At 72.7% G+C, this 14,720-nt stretch carries 8 protein-coding genes; 5 read left to right on the top strand and 3 right to left on the bottom strand.

Translation table 11 applies throughout. The annotated features are described in order from the left end of the window. Nucleotides 1–50: 50 nt before the first annotated feature. Entirely contained in the window at nucleotides 51–1,310 is a 1,260-nt protein-coding gene (locus tag ETAA1_RS22525) for an HlyD family secretion protein (RefSeq protein WP_145242502.1), read from the bottom strand. Between the two features lie 131 nt (nucleotides 1,311–1,441). Here ETAA1_RS22525 and ETAA1_RS22520 point away from each other — a divergent pair, with 131 nt between their 5' ends. Both ETAA1_RS22520 and ETAA1_RS22515 read left to right on the top strand, forming a co-directional pair. Continuing rightward, nucleotides 1,442–1,900: a hypothetical protein gene (locus ETAA1_RS22520; RefSeq protein ID WP_145242500.1), complete on the top strand. Its 459-nt coding sequence runs from the start codon at nucleotides 1,442–1,444 to the stop codon at nucleotides 1,898–1,900. 95 nt (nucleotides 1,901–1,995) lie between these two features. Continuing rightward, nucleotides 1,996–2,586, top strand: a complete 591-nt coding sequence (locus ETAA1_RS22515) for a peroxiredoxin (protein ID WP_145242498.1) — start codon at nucleotides 1,996–1,998, stop codon at nucleotides 2,584–2,586. Nucleotides 2,587–2,714: 128 nt separating this feature from the next. On the opposite strand, the gene ETAA1_RS22510 is transcribed toward ETAA1_RS22515, so the two are convergent. Next, nucleotides 2,715–6,983, bottom strand: coding sequence for a hypothetical protein (locus ETAA1_RS22510; protein WP_145242496.1), 4,269 nt, complete (start codon nucleotides 6,981–6,983; stop codon nucleotides 2,715–2,717). 263 nt (nucleotides 6,984–7,246) lie between these two features. Here ETAA1_RS22510 and ETAA1_RS22505 point away from each other — a divergent pair, with 263 nt between their 5' ends. The 3 genes from ETAA1_RS22505 (at nucleotide 7,247) to ETAA1_RS22495 (ending at nucleotide 13,343) form a co-directional block, all read left to right on the top strand. After that, nucleotides 7,247–8,263, top strand: coding sequence for a sialate O-acetylesterase (locus tag ETAA1_RS22505; RefSeq protein ID WP_145242494.1), 1,017 nt, complete (start codon nucleotides 7,247–7,249; stop codon nucleotides 8,261–8,263). A 337-nt stretch (nucleotides 8,264–8,600) separates the two neighbouring features. Beyond that, nucleotides 8,601–11,423, top strand: a complete 2,823-nt coding sequence (locus tag ETAA1_RS22500) for a serine/threonine-protein kinase (protein ID WP_145242492.1) — start codon at nucleotides 8,601–8,603, stop codon at nucleotides 11,421–11,423. A 21-nt stretch (nucleotides 11,424–11,444) separates the two neighbouring features. Next, nucleotides 11,445–13,343, top strand: a complete 1,899-nt coding sequence (locus ETAA1_RS22495; protein WP_145242490.1) for a matrixin family metalloprotease — start codon at nucleotides 11,445–11,447, stop codon at nucleotides 13,341–13,343. Here ETAA1_RS22495 and ETAA1_RS22490 read toward each other — a convergent pair. Beyond that, nucleotides 13,340–14,689 carry a DUF1501 domain-containing protein gene (locus ETAA1_RS22490; protein WP_145242488.1) on the bottom strand — a complete coding sequence of 450 codons (1,350 nt, stop codon included), beginning with the start codon at nucleotides 14,687–14,689 and terminating at the stop codon, nucleotides 13,340–13,342. The two genes, ETAA1_RS22495 and ETAA1_RS22490, sit on opposite strands and share 4 nt — an antisense overlap. Between the last annotated feature and the right edge of the window lie 31 nt (nucleotides 14,690–14,720).

Here is a 14,720-nt window from a genome sequence, read left to right as displayed (position 1 = left end):
GTGAAGCGGGGATCGTTCACCCCTTCACCCGCTCACCCCTTCTACCGGGGTCACTCCCACGTCTGGTCGCCGGGCGTCGGCGTGAACGGGCGGTTGATGACCATCGCGGTGACGCTCATCCTCGGCTTCAGGAACGACCCCGCCTCCTCGTCGCGCGGCAGGAACACCCGGATCCGCACCTTGATGACGTTCTTGCTGTCGTCGGCGATCGGCATCACCCGGTGGAGCACGCCGCGGTAGACGCGCGCCGGGTCGGCGTCGGCCATCAGCTGGCACTCCAGACCGGGGCGGATGCGCGTGATCTGCCGCTCCGGCACGTCCAACTCCACCTCCAGCTTCGCCAGGTCGGCGATCTCGCACAGGCTCGCCGACACGTTGAACGCCGCCGGGCTCACCAGGCTGCCGCGGTCGGCCTTCTTCGTCAATACGGTGCCGTCGATCGGGGCGACGATCGTGCAGTTGTCCAGCAGCCGCTTCGCCTCGTCGCGGCGGGACTCGGCGGCCGACACCTCGGCCTTCGCCGCCCGGGTGTTGGCCTTGCTCGTGGTCCGCTCGGCCTCGGTCGCCTCCACCTCGCGGGTGGCCGTCTCCACGTCCGCGCGGGCGGCGACGGTGTCGGCGTCGGCAACCAGCTTGTCGGCGTCGAACTTCTGGTACTCCTGCGCCGAGATGCCGCCGGCCTGCCGCTGCTGGCGGGCCTGCTCGAAGTCCTTCGTCGTGCGGTCCTGCACGGCCAGCGCCCGCGTCACCCGGGCCTCGGCCGCGGCCAGCGCCGACTTCGCCTTCGCCACCCGCACCGCCGCCGCCACCTCGCCCGCCTCGGCCTTCGACACCTGCGCCTCGGCCGACCGCACCGACGCCTCGTCCGTCTTGAACCGGTTCGCGTACTGCGAGTTCAGCAGCGTGGCGAGCGTCTCGCCCTGCTTCACCCGCTTCCCTTCCCAGAAGGTGATGCTGGTAATTTCCCCGGCCACGTCTCGCGGGCTGACCGCGATCTGGAGGTACGGAATCAGATTCCCCTTCAGCGGCAGCAGCACCTCGCCCGGCGCCGCGGCCGGCCCGGACGCGGCGGGCGCGGCGGTGGTCGGGGCCGCCTTCGCGGCAGGTTCGACGCCGTCGGCGGTGCGTGCCGCGCTCGGCTGGCGGTAGTAGCGGACGCCGACGCCGACCCAGCTGAGGGCGAGGAGGCCGCACAGAAGCCACGGCACCCACGACCCGCCGCGGCCGGAGCCGGTGTCGGTGCCGAGCTGGCCGTCGAGGCGGAGCTGCTGCACGCGGTTGACGAGTTCCCCGTTCACGGTCGGCGTCATCGCGGCTCCAGCGGCGGGTGCGAGTGGGATGGTGTGATCTTAGCCTCACCGACCGACCCGGGAACAGGCCGGTCGGCCGTCATCTGTACTTCGTACCATGACCTCCGGGTTTCAACCGGGGGCGGAACGGCATGTGGTATCGGGTCTTCGGGCGGAGCGACGTGCAGGTTGCGCCCTCGGAACTGGCGGCGGAACTGCACGCGGCCGGGCTGCCGGTCGAGCCGCACTTCCGTGGCGACGAGCTCGGCTGGACCGGCGGCGAGCTCCGCCTCCCGGGCCTGAACACGCCCGTTTCGCTCGACCGCTACCTGACCGCGGAGGACGACATCCGCGCCGAGTTGAACGCCCACGCGGCTGAGCTGGAGACGTGCGACTACAGCCCGCACGCCGCCGGGCTCGTGGAGCGCGTCGCGCTCACGAAGCAGCTGGTGGTCGTTCGCAAGCCGGTGGACGCGGTCGACGAGGTGGCGCTGGAGAGGCTGCTGACCGCGACCTGCCGACTGCTCGCGGCGCGGACCGACGGCGTGTACCAGATCGACGGGCAGGGCTGGTTCGCGGCGGGCGGCGAGCTGCTGGTGCAGGAGTATTGATCGGCCGGGCCGATGCCGTGCCTTCCCGCCGGCGGTGGAAACCCGGCCCCCCGTCCCTAATCATTCACCGTTGGCCCACCACAGGAGACAAACCGATGCCGGCCCAGGTCCAGAAGGAAGCCCCCGACTTCACCGCGACCGCGGTGGTGAACGAGGAGTTCAAGCAGGTCAAGTTGTCCGACTACCGCGGCAAGTACGTGGTGCTGTTCTTCTACCCGCTGGACTTCACCTTCGTGTGCCCCACCGAGATCGTGGCGTTCTCGGACCGGATCAAGGAGTTCCACGACCGCGGGGCCGAGGTGCTCGGCTGCTCCATCGACAGCCAGTTCAGCCACCTCGCGTGGATCCAGACGCCCCGCGCCACCGGCGGGCTCGGCGGGCTGAAGTACCCGCTCGTCGCCGACCTGACGAAGAAGATCGCCGCCGACTACGGCGTGCTGCTCGACGGCGGCATCGCCCTCCGCGGCACCTTCCTCATCGACAAGCAGGGGGTCGTCCGCGCGGCGACGATCCACGACCTGCCGCTCGGCCGGAGCGTGGACGAGGCGATCCGGGTGCTCGACGCGCTGCAGTTCTTCGAGAAGAACGGCGAGGTGTGCCCGGCCGACTGGAAGCCGGGCGCGGCGACCATCAAGCCGGGGGTGAAGGAGTCGAAGGCGTACTTCGAGAAGGCGGCGGCGAAATAACGAATGACGAATGACGAGTGACGGACTTCTCTGCCGTCCTCGTTGCCGCTGCTCGACTATCGTCATTCGGCGAAACGCAAAACGCCCGGGGGTTCACCCCGGGCGTCCGCGTTTCGCTCAACCATCCGTTAGCGGTTGCCCAGCGGGCCGCCGCCCTCGGTCTGGTTGTACTCCTCCTCGGCGTTGATGATGATCCGCGGCGTCACCATGATCATGATGTGCCGCGTCTCACGCCCGATGCCGACGTTCTTGAACAGCCGGTTCAGGTACGGGATCTTGCTCAGGAACGGCGGGCCGAACTCGTTCCGGCTCTCGCCCAGCGTCTTCAGCCCGCCGAGCAGCACCGTGCCGCCGTCCGGGCACACCACCGTCGTCTGCACGGCCAGGGTGGTGAACGCCGGCTGCTGCAGGAACTGCGTGAACGGGATCGGCTGGCCCTGGCTGCCGCCCTCGAAGATCGGGGTCACGAACGTCGTGAACGGGAACAGCGGGATGGTCGCCCCGGACTGCGCGACCATGGTGATCGGCAGGTTCAGCCGGACGAACCGGCGGTCCGCCGACACCACCGCCTGCACCGAGATGGCCACGTTCGCCAGGCCGATCTGCCCGGTCGGGTCCTGCACCGGGTTCGCCGGCAGGATGTTGTTCTGCGGCACGAACACGATCTGGCCGTTGACGGAGTAGACGGCCACGTTCGTCACCACGAACTGCGTGTCCTGCACGGCCAGGTTCGCCGTCTGCCCGTTGAACAGCGTGATCTTCGGGGCCTGCATCACGTTCACCCGGCGGTCGCCCTGGGCGGCCTCCATGAACATGTACACCTGGATGTCGTTCAGGAACGCCAGCCCCAGGCTCACGCCGCCGTTCGCCCCGGGGTTGTTCGGGTAGTTCCCGAACCCGGGGATGGCGTAGTTGAAGCTGGTCGCCCGCAGCGGCACGTCCAGGTCGGGGGTGAAGCTCCCGGCCGGGGTCAGCCCCACGGTCGCCCCGCGGCTGTTGATGTCGTTGATGAACGGCTCCGGCCGGAACTGGTTCGTCGTCAGCGACGGCTCGAACCGGGTGTTGTGGGTCTTCACGTTCATGGAGAAGTCCACGCCCATCCGCTCGAACCACGTCTCCGACAGCGAGATGATCCGGATCTCGACCGCCACCGCGAGGTCTTGCAGCTGCCGCAGCGACCGCAGCAGGTCGTCGATCTCGCGGATCACGTCGGCCGTCTGGTTCACGACCAGCGCGTGCCCGATGTCGAAGTACTCGACCTTGCCGTTGCCGCCGGTCGGGCCGTCCCAGCTGCCGGGGCGGACGAGCGACCGGAGGAGCTTGATCAGCTGCTCCTCGCGGGTGGTCCCGGTGGCGGCGTACCCGGCCGAGCCGAGCGACTCGTTCTGCAGGGTGCCGCGCTCGTTCCCGATCACCTGGCCGCCGGCGATGCCGGGCATGGTGGCCTGCGACCCGCTGACCGGGTTGCCGCCCTGGAGCCCGCCGCGGACGTTCGCCGGGCCCTGCGGGGCGTTCAGCCCCGGCATGACCACGTTCCCCGAGTTGAACGGGTTCTTGTTCAGCATCTTGCCGAAGTCGGCGTAGTCCGGCAGGGCGAAGTTCGGGATCGGGGTGACCAGGTCGGCCACCGCGTACACCTTCGTGTACAGCCGGCCCTTCACCTTGTCGGCGGTGGTGATGCGGACCGTGTCGTACTCGATGACGTACGCCAGCTTGGCCCCGTCGAGGATGATGCTCAGCGCGTTCTTCGCCGAGATCGAGGCCACCGACTGGCTCACCGGGACGGCCAGGCTGATGCCCGCCTTGCTGATCGAGTCGGTGTCCCACGACACCGGCAGCCCGGTCAGCGCCCGCACGCCCTCCACCGCCTCCGACAGCGGCGTCTGCACGAAGTCGATCGACACCTGCCGCTCGAGCTTCGTCTCGATCTCGTACTCGGCCGGCGAGCGCGTCCGCAGGTACGACTCGTCCAGCGTGCCGCGCTTCCGCGACTTCAGCACCGAGTCGATCCGCACGGAGACGGGGTTGTCCACGTCCACCAGCGGCCCCTGCTTCTCGGCCGCGTTCAGCCCGTTGAGGACGAACGCCTCCTTGTTGCTCTTGATCTCCTCGGCCTCCCGCACGCGGCGGGTCATCTTCGCCATGTGGGCCAGGGCGGCGACGCCGGGGTCGTCCGGCTCCAGCTGCTTGGCCTGCAGGGCGACGCGCTCGGCGGCGGCGAAGTCGCTCCGCTGCACGAGGGTGTGGTACTGCCGCACGAGCCGCTGCACCTCGGCCTTCCGCTGCTCCTCGGCGGCGCCGCGGCCGGTCACCAGTTCGCGGGCCTCGCGGCGGGTGTTGTTCTCCCGGGCGAGGGCTTCCGTCTGCCCCCGCATGACGCGGAACATCTCCAGCCGGGCGTCCACCGGCCGCAGCAGCAGCGCGGTGCGACCGGCGTCGAGGTTCTCCCCCCGGACGCGGTTCGCGTAGTCGGTCAGCATCTGGATGGCGAGGTCGGTCTCGCCGCGGCCGAACGCGGCCTGCGCGTCGGTCTGCACCTTCAGCCCTTCGGACCGCAGCTTGTCCGCCGCCACCTTCCGCATGGCGTCGGCCTGGTTGACGAGGTCGCCGCCCTTCGTGGCGTCCGGCCCGATCCGCGCCACGCCGGGGGCGCTACCCGTCGGCGGGGTCGTGCTCGGCGGCGCCACCGGCGGCATGTCGCCCGTCTGACCGCCGACGGTCACGACGCCGCCGGTCTTCTCCAGCGCCGCCTTGCAGTTGTCGATCAGCTCCTGGCGGCGGGCCTTGCCGTCGGCCGGGAGGAGGTTCGGGTCGATGAGCACGAGCACGCCGAGGGCGTGGCCGTGGTCCTTGTTGTTGGCGGCGCCGGCGGCGGCCTCCAGCGACCGGGCGGCGGTCCGCTGCTTGGCGGCGAACACCTCCGTGTCGATCTGGTTGAGCAGCCCGCGGGCCTCGGCCTGGACGCCGCCGACGTTGTGCGCCTGCAGCGCGATGCGGCGGGCGGCCTCGAAGTCGCCCTGCCGGAACGCCAGCGTGGCCTGGTCGATCAGCTGGCGGCCGGTGACGGAACCGGTGGTCGGCTCCGGCGCCTTGACCAGCGTCTCGGGGCCGCCGGCCGGGGTGACGACACCCGGCGTCGGGTTGCCGGACGAACCGTTCGACGCCGTCCGCAGCGCGGTGCGGGCCTCGTCGATCGGGCGGGCGAACAGGCTCAGGGCCGACGCGATCTCGCCGGCCGCGTCGAGGGCGGCCTCGGCGCGCGGGAAGTCGCGGGCGGCGGTCTTGGCGGCCGCCTCGCGGACGAGGCGGTCGATGGCGGCCGCGCCGCGGACGTTCAGGTCTTGCAGCGCCAGGCCGGGGTTCGGCTCGCTGGCGGCGAACTCGGCCCCGACGCGGACGGCCTCGACGTACTTGGCGTGGGCGCCGCCGAAGTCGCCGCCGTCGGCGAGCCGCTTGCCCTCGGTCATCAGCCGCTGGGCGGTGGCCTTCTTGGCGTCGGCGGCCGGCGCGGCGGCCACCGGGGCCGCCGGGCTCATCGGGCTGAGCGGCCCGGCGACGGGCATGGCAGGTGCCTTCGGCGTCGGCGGCGGGTTCACCGCGGTCGGCATGACCGGGGCGACGGGTCGACCGGTGCCGGCGGCCGGCATCACGCCACTCGGCGCGCCGGGCGTGTTCGTGCCGACGGCCGGCCGGACCGGGCTCGTCGGCGCGGCCTTGTTCGTGGCCATCGCCGTCGGGCTCGGCGGCGCGGCCTTGTTCGTGGCCATCGCCGTCGGGTTCGGCGACGCGGCCTTGTTCGTGGCCATCGCCGTCGGGCTCGTCGGCGCGGCCTTGTTCGTGGCCATCGCCGGCAGGGTGGTCACCGGGCCGAGCTTGGCGCGGGCCGACTCGAACTCCTTCACCATGCGGTCGGGCCGGTCGCCAAACTCCAGGACCCCGTAGCTCGGGCCGTGGAGTTGGTCGGCGCGGCGGGCCAGCTGGAGCGCCTGGTCGAGGTTGCGGGCCTTCTCGCCGTCGTTGGCGGCCGGCCGGGTGGCCACCGCCTTGGCCTGCTTCGTCAGGTTCTCGACCTCGGCCGACTTGGCCTTGGCCTGGGCGCTCTCGATGTCGCGGCGCAGCGAGTTGGGCGTGTCGTCGAACAGGCCCCACTTGCCGGTCGGGTTGCTGGCCTCGGCCCGCTGGGCGAGGTCGCGGGCGTCGTTGAACCGGCCCTCGGACAGCGCCTTGCGGGCGTCCTTGAGCATGGACTTCGGGTCGCCCCCGGCGGCCGGCATTTGTGCGCCGGGGCGGGGCGGCTGGGCGGTGGCCAGTGCGGCGGCGCCCCCGGCCAGCGCCGGGACTAGTAGCAGCCGGGCCGCGAACCGCCTCCAGCCCGTCTTCGTAGCCTGGAACACCATGGCCTCCTTCCCCTCCCCGAGGAACCCCGTCGCGGCCCGGCCGGCGTCCCCCGACGCCGGCCGCGAACCGCCCCGGCCGGTGGGCCGGGGGCACGGGGTGATCGGTCCCCGCGTCGAGAGTGTGTGCGAAAGCGGGCCGGCCATAGCCGCAGGATTTCGGCTGGTCAAGCGAAAACGACTGAAGTTCGGGCCGATTCGGCGCTTGACGGGCCTTCCCCGGTCCCCGACAGTGAGCGCGTCTTCCCCCCGCCCACGAGTCCGCCATGCCGCGCTTCTTTGCCGTGCTTGCCCTCCTTGCCGCGCCCGCCGCCGCGCGGGCGCAGGAACCGCCTGTGCTCGTGTTCCTCCTGGCCGGTCAGTCGAACATGGAGGGGCACGCGAAGGTGAGCGTGATGGACTTCCAGGCCGCACAGCCGGCCACTCGCGACTTGTGGGCGCCGTTCCGCCACGGCTCGGCCTGGGCCGAGCGCGACGACGTGCTCGTGAAGTTCCTGATGCGGAAGGGGAAGCTGACGGCGGGCTACGGCGCCCCGAAGTGCATCGGCCCGGAGCTGGGCTTCGGCCAGGTGCTCGGCGACCGCTACCCGCAGCCGGTGCTCCTCATCAAGGCGGCGTGGGGCGGCAAGAGCCTGTACCGCGACTTCCGCCCCCCGTCGGCCGGAATGCCGCCGCGCGAGGCGCTCGACAAGATGCTCGCCGACCTGAAGAAGCGCAAGGCCGACGCCACCGAGGCGGACGTGACGGCGCCGTTCGGCGCGAGCTACCGGGCGATGCTGGACGAGTACCGCAGCACGGTGAAGGACGTGGCCGCCCACTTCCCGCAGCTGGCGGGCAAGAAGACGGAGCTGGCGGGTTTCATCTGGTTCCAGGGGTGGAACGACATGATCTCGGCGGAGGCGACGGCCGAGTACGCGACGAACCTCGGTCACCTGATCCGCGACGTGCGGAAGGATTTGGGTGCGCCAAAGCTGCCGGTCGTGGTCGGCGAGATGGGCGTGGACGGCGACAAGGCCAACGACGGCGTCAAGCGCTTCAAGGCGGCCCAGCAGGCGGGGATTGCCAAGGACGAGTTCCGCGGCAACGCCGTCCTGGTGAAGACGGACGCGCACTGGGACGCGGAAGCCGACGCGATTTACCGCAGGGGCTGGCGCGAGAACCTGGAGGCGTGGAACCGCGTCGGCAGCGACTACCCCTACCACTACCTTGGCAGCCCACGGACGATGCTGGGCATCGGGCGGGCCCTCGGCGAGGCGGCGGTGGCGCTGCGGGAGCGGAAATGATTCTCCCGCCGCGCCACACACCAGTCGCGGGAACCTGTCACACCGTCAGTGCGACGGCGGGTTGAATCCAAGAACTGGACAGAACCCGTTATCCTACAACGTTTTCGGGTGCAGCAGCGCCGCCCGAGAGCCCCTGTCACCCGTCAGAAGCGGTCCGCACCGTCGTTCGGGCGTCCCGGCGAACACCGATCCCCGAATTTCCTCCTACAACCGGCACAGCCCGCATTCGTGTTGTAGGGTTCAGACGAGTCGGACCGCCTCGCCCGCCGGTCGTCGCCCTCTCACTTCGCCCCCGCAACCCGTCGGCGTGACCCCTCATCCGCCCGCCGGCGCGTACATGAGCACGACCCAACCGCCGCCCCCGTCGGCCGATCGGCGCGCCAAACGCCGTGCGTCCGACCACGACGACCTGCCCGACACCAACCTCATCGACACGCCGCTGCCGGTCGCGCCGTCGTCGGTCGCCATCCCCGCGGTACTTCTCGCCGGCGCCGGCCGGCTCGACGCGTTCGACCGCGCCACGGCCCAACTCGCCGATACCGCTGCGGCACTCCTCCGCGCGGGCGGCGAGTTCCTCGGCTTCCAGCTGGAAGAAGAAATCGGCCGCGGCGGCTACGGCCGCGTGTACCTGGCCCGGCAGGCGGACCTGGCGGGCCGCCAGGTCGCGCTCAAGGTGACGCTCGACGCCGCCGGCGAGACGCGGGCGCTGGCGCAGTTGCAGCACCAGAACATCGTGCCGATTTATTCGTTCCACCAGGCCGGGCCGTTCCAGGCGGTGTGCATGCCGTACCTCGGTCGCACCACCCTGGTCGAGGTCGTCCGCACGGTGCGCAACCGGGCGTCGTTGCCGCGGTCCGGGAGGGAGCTGCAATCGACGGTCGCCCGCCGCGGCGGCACGGCTCTGGAAGTCGCAACGGCACCCCCTTCCGGGGTCGGCACGCCGGAGCCGACGCTCGGCTGGGAGCGGGTGAGCGAGCTGCCGTATCCCGACGCCGTGCTGATACTGGCCGGCGAGCTGGCCGACGGCCTGGCCCACGCCCACGCCCGCGGCATCCTCCACCGCGACCTGAAGCCGGCGAACGTGCTGCTGTCCGACGACGGCCGGGCCATGCTCCTCGACTTCGGCCTGGCCGAGGACACCAAGCGGCGCGGCCTCGGCGTCGCGCCGGTCGTCGGCGGCACCGTACCGTACATGGCCCCCGAGCACATCGACGACTACCGCCTCGGCCGGCTCAACCTCGACGCCCGCTGCGACATTTATTCCCTCGGCGTGATCCTCTACGAGCTCCTGACCGGTCGCCACCCGTTCCCCATGCGCCTCGGCGATTCCGCCGACGTGTTGCTGGAAAGCGCCGCCGACCGCCGCGGGCCGGCGCCGGCGCTGCGGCCGTTCAACCCGGCCGTGTCGCCGGCCGTGGAGTCGCTGGTGCGGACGTGCCTGGCCCCGGAGCCGGCCGACCGCTACCAGACGGCCGCGGACCTGGGTGACGACATCCGCCGGCACCTGGCCCACCGCCCGCTGCGGCACGCGGCGAACCCGTCGGCCGGCGAGCGGGTGCGAAAGTTCGCCCGCCGCTGGCCGCGACTCGCCTCGGCCGGGGCCGTCGCGGGCGTGGCACTCCTGCTACTCGGCGGCGGGCTCGCGGCGGCCGGCGTGGCGCGCGACCGAAGCCGCGCGCTGGAGGCCCGCGGCCGGCTGGCCGAGCACGACATCGCCTTCCGCGATGCGCAGCTGTTCCTCGACGACCGGCAGCGCTCGTGGCCGGCGCTGGACGACGGGCTGAGCCGCCTCCGCGGCGTGCTCGACCGGTACGACGCCGCCGGCGATGACAACTGGTTGTCATCGCCGGCGGTGAGGTCGCTTCCCGCCGCCGACGGCGAGCGTCTCCGGCAGGACGTAGGCGAAACGTTCTACCTCATGGCCCAGGTGGCGCTGCTGAAGGCAGGCGCGGTGGCGGACGCGACCGAGCGCGGGCTCGAACTCGACCGCGCGGCCGCGTGGAACGAGCGGGCCGAGCGGTTCGCCGGTGACCGGCTGCCGCGCGCGGTCCGCGAGCAACGCGCGGCCCTCCTCGCTCTCCGCGGCAGCCCCCTTCCAGTCGAGGCGCCCCCGGAACCGGGTTCGGCCCGCGACCGCTTCTTGTTCGGGGCGCAGCTGGCCCGCGGCGGCCGGCACCGGGACGCGATCCCGCACCTCACCGAGGCGACCCGGCAGGACCCGTCGAACCTGTCGGCGTGGTTCGTCCGCGGCACCGCGCACCTGGCGCTGGAGCAGAACGAGCTGGCCGCGGTGTGCTTCGCGGCGTGCGTGGCCCTGCGGCCCGACTTCGCCCCGGCGTGGCAGAACCGCGGCGTGGCGCTTGCCCGCGTCCGCCAGTTCCCCGCCGCCCGCGCCGACTACGACCGGGCCCTGGATCTCGCCCCGACCCGCGGCGAGGTGTACGTTCTCCGCGCCGGCCTCCGCGACGCCGCCGGCGACCTGAAGGGCGCACACGACGACCTGACCGCGGCGCTGGCCGCGGGCGTGAGCCCGGTCCGCGTCCACTTCCTCCGCGCGGCCGTGCGCGACCGGCTCGGCGACACGGCCGGCGCCGCCGCCGACCGCGCCGCCGGCCTGACGTTGACGCCCGCTGACGAACTGAGCTGGGTGGCCCGCGGCGAGGTGCGGAAGGCCCGTGACGCGGCCGGCGCCCTGACCGACGCCGACGCGGCGCTGAAGCTGAACCCGACCTCGGCGCCGGCGCTGCAGTTGAAGGCGCACCTGCTCGCCGAGCACCTGAACCGCCCGGCCGACGCCCTCGTGGTGATGGACCGGGCGGTCGGCTTCCACCCCGACTACGTGCGGGCGCGGGCCGGCCGGGCCGTGCTGCTGGCCCGCGGCGGGAGGCGCGACGCGGCGGTGCAGGACGCGAAGGCGGCACTCCTGCTCGACACCCGCGGCCCGAACCTCTACCAGGTGGCGTGCGTGTACGCCCTGACGACCGCGACACACCCTGCGGACAAGCCCGAGGCGCTGCGGCTGCTGGCGGCGGCGCTGCGGGCCGGGTTCGGCCAGCAGTACGTCGAGGCGGACCCCGACCTGGCTGCGCTCCGCGGCGACGCCGAGTTCCAGCGGCTGCTGGCGACGACGACGGGGCCGCGGCCGGCGCCGCGCCCCTGACCCCGCGTGAGGATTCCCCCGATGCCGCTCCGGATCGAAGCCCTGGAGGACCGCACGGCGCCGGCCGCCCTCGGCTCGCCGTGGCCGGACCCGGGAACCCTCACCCTCAGCTTCGCCGCCGACGGGACCCGCGTCGGCGAAGCCGCGTCCGACACCGCCACCGCGTTCGCCGGCGTCCCCGCCGCCGTCTGGCAGCGCGAGGTGCTCCGCGCCTTCCAGACGTGGGCCGTGCAAATCCCCGCCAACGTCGCCCTCGTCGCCGACGGCGGGCAGGCGTTCGGCACCCCCGGCCCGGCCCAGGGCGACTTCCGCTTCGGGGATGTGCGGGTCGGCGCCGTGCCGCTGTCCGACGACTCGCTGGCCAACGCCTCGGCCTTCGACTGGAGCATCGGCACGTGGTCCGGCGACGTGCTGTTCAACACCCGCGCCCGCTTCGCCGCGGTCGCCACGCCTACCGCCGCCGACGTCTTCACGGTGGCACTGCACGAGGCCGGCCACGTCTTCGGGATGGAGCACTCGAACGACCCGACCTCGGCCATGTCGGAAAACTACACCGGCCCCAAAACCGGCCTGAGCGCCGCCGACATCGACGCCGTCCGCTCGTACTACGGGGCGCGGCAGCCGGACGCCCACGAGCGCGTCGGCGGGAACGGTAGCCGCCTCACGGCCACGCCGGTGGACGCCGTGCTCGGCTCCGACCGCCTCACCGCCGACATCGGTCCCGGCGACACCGACGTGTACTCGCTCCTGAACGCGTCGCAGCTCGGGCAACTGGAGGTGCGGGTGAGGACCTCCGGCGTCAGCCTGCTGGCGGCGCGGGTGGAAATCACCGACCGCTGGGGTCGGCTCGTGGCGGCCGGCACCGCCACCGGCCCCGGGCAGGACGTGACTCTGGACGTGCCGCAGTCGCTCGTCAAACTCGGCTGCTTTGTGACGGTGACCGGCGCCACCGGAGACGTGTTCGCCGTCGGCGGCTACGAGGTGAGTGTGGCCCGCACGAGCGGACTGACGCTGCCCCCGCAGGTGGCCGAGAGGCTGATCGACAACACGCCGCGGGGCGCCGCCGCCCTGGACGGCCGGGGCGCCGGGGCGGACGGGTTCGCGGCCGACGCCAACGTGGATTCATCGGCCGACGTGGACGTCTACACCGTCCGCGTGCCGCCGACCACGAACGCGGCCCCGCGGGCGATGGTGGTCTCGGTCACGAACCTCGACGGGAAGGCGCACCCGGAACTGGCCGTACTCGACGCCGCCGGCCGATCGGTGCCGTTCCAGGTCCTCGCCAGTTCGGGCGGCGTGCTGACGATTCAGGTGACGCAGGTGCCCCGCGGCGGGGCGTTCTACGTCCGCGTGTCGAACCCGGCCGGCGCGGACGCCACCGGCCGCTACCGCCTGACCGCCGACTTCCATCCGCCGGTCGAGGTCCGCTACTCGCGGCTGGCGGCGGGCCGACTCACCACCGCCGCGCCGGCCGCGGCGACCGGGCTGACCGTGAACAACGCCCGGCTGTTCGAGTTCGTTCTGGTGTCGACCGCGGCCGACGGCGCGGCGACCGGCGGGGCGACGCTGACCGTCCGAGACGCGGCGGGGAAGGTGGTGCTGACGCTGGTGCGGGACCGTGAGGGGGCGACGAACAGGGCCGTGTACCTGGCCCCGGGGGTGTATACGGTGACGATCAGCGCCTCGCCCGGGGCCACGAATTACTGGGCCGGCGTGCGCGAGGTGAGCGACCCGGCCGGGCCCTACGACCCGGGTACGTCCACGACCTACCCGGAGCAACCGCCACCGGACGACGGCAACGCGACCGGCGCGGTCGGCGAGCCGCTGCCGCCGGCGGAGCCGGCCCCGGTGCGGCCGGCGGGCGACGAGTCGCTCACCTTCGAGGCGCCGGCGCCCCCGCCGTGGTACTACGGCTTTTAGACGACGGCGCGGATCACCTCGCCGCGGCTCGCCGGGAACGGCCGCCCCTCGGTGTCGCGCAGCTCCGCTTCGGGCGGGAGCCCCAGCAGGTGAAGCACGGTGGCGATCAGGTCGCGCGGCGCCACGCGGCCGTCGGCCGGGCGGGCGCCGTGCTTGTCGCTCGCGCCGTACACCACGCCGCCGCGGACGCCGCCGCCGGCCAGCGCCAGCGAGAACACGTGCCCCCAGTGGTCGCGGCCGGCGTTGCCGTTGAACCGCGGCGTCCGGCCGAACTCCCCGAACCACACGACCAGCGTCTCGTCGAGCAGGCCGCGCACCTCCAGGTCGGACACGAGCGCCGAGAAGGCGCGGTCCATCATCGGCATCAGGAAGTCCTTCGCGGCGTCGTTGTGCTTCGCGTGCGTGTCCCAGCCGCCCTGGTTCGGCAGGTTGGCGATCCGCGTCCAGTTCACCTGCACCAGCGACACGCCGGCCTCGACCAGCCGCCGGGCCAGCAGGCAGCTCTGGGCAAACCGCGAGTTCCCGTACCGCTCGCGGAGCTTCGCCGGCTCGCGGTTCAGATCGAACGCCTCGCGCGCCGCCCCGCTCGCCACCAATTCGAACGCCTTCCGCACGCCCGCGTCGTACGACTCGGACTCCGCCCCGGTCGGGAAGCGGTCGAGACCGCCGAGTAGTCCGCGGCGGTCGCGCAACCGGGCCGCGGGCACTTCGTCCGGCGCGGCCAGCGAGTCGATCTTGAAGCGGGCGTTGCTCGGGTCACACGGCACAAGCCACGGGTCGTGCTTCCGGCCGAGCAGCCCGGCGTCCTGGCCGGGCCACGTGAAGCCGCCGTCGTTCCACATGTGTTCCGGCAGCGTGACCGCCGCGGGGAGCTTGCCCGGCGCCGGCCGCAGGTAGCGGACGATGCTGCCGAGGCTCGGGGCGTTGTTCGGCGCCCGCGGGGTGGCGTTCTCCTGGCTCGGCGGCTGGTGCGGCACGCCGGTCAGCATCTGGTAGCCGCTCGACGAGTGGGCGTTGTCGTCGGTGGCCACGGCCCGCAGCACGGCGAGCTTGTCGGTGAGCTGTGCCGTGAGCGGCATCAACTCGCCGACGCGAAGGCCGGGCGTGCGGGTGGCGATGCTGCCGAACGGCCCGCGGACCTCGGCGGGGGCGTCGGGCTTTGGGTCCCAAGTGTCGTGCTGCGACGGGCCGCCGAGGAGGCCGAACACGATGACGGACTTGGCGCGGCCGGCGGGGCGGGCGGCGGCCAACTGCGGGAGCGCGAGGCCGCCGAGGCCGACGGCGCCGGCGCGGAGCCAGGCGCGGCGGGATAGCGGGTCGCGGTCGGGGGTGAGTAGGGTGAGCATGAGGCGGGAGAGGGCTCGGGGTGGGTGTTGG

The organism is Urbifossiella limnaea, from assembly GCF_007747215.1.
GTDB lineage: Bacteria > Planctomycetota > Planctomycetia > Gemmatales > Gemmataceae > Urbifossiella > Urbifossiella limnaea.
This window is presented reverse-complemented; position numbering and strand designations above follow the sequence as displayed.

Bases quoted from the DNA above. Each gene is read 5' to 3' on its own strand.
- ETAA1_RS22490 (WP_145242488.1), bottom strand. From the start codon at position 14,689: ATGCTCACCCTACTCACCCCCGACCGCGACCCGCTATCCCGCCGCGCC.
- ETAA1_RS22510 (WP_145242496.1), bottom strand. From the start codon at position 6,983: ATGGTGTTCCAGGCTACGAAGACGGGCTGGAGGCGGTTCGCGGCCCGG.
- ETAA1_RS22515 (WP_145242498.1), top strand. From the start codon at position 1,996: ATGCCGGCCCAGGTCCAGAAGGAAGCCCCCGACTTCACCGCGACCGCG.
- ETAA1_RS22505 (WP_145242494.1), top strand. From the start codon at position 7,247: ATGCCGCGCTTCTTTGCCGTGCTTGCCCTCCTTGCCGCGCCCGCCGCC.
- ETAA1_RS22520 (WP_145242500.1), top strand. From the start codon at position 1,442: ATGTGGTATCGGGTCTTCGGGCGGAGCGACGTGCAGGTTGCGCCCTCG.
- ETAA1_RS22525 (WP_145242502.1), bottom strand. From the start codon at position 1,310: ATGACGCCGACCGTGAACGGGGAACTCGTCAACCGCGTGCAGCAGCTC.
- ETAA1_RS22500 (WP_145242492.1), top strand. From the start codon at position 8,601: ATGAGCACGACCCAACCGCCGCCCCCGTCGGCCGATCGGCGCGCCAAA.
- ETAA1_RS22495 (WP_145242490.1), top strand. From the start codon at position 11,445: ATGCCGCTCCGGATCGAAGCCCTGGAGGACCGCACGGCGCCGGCCGCC.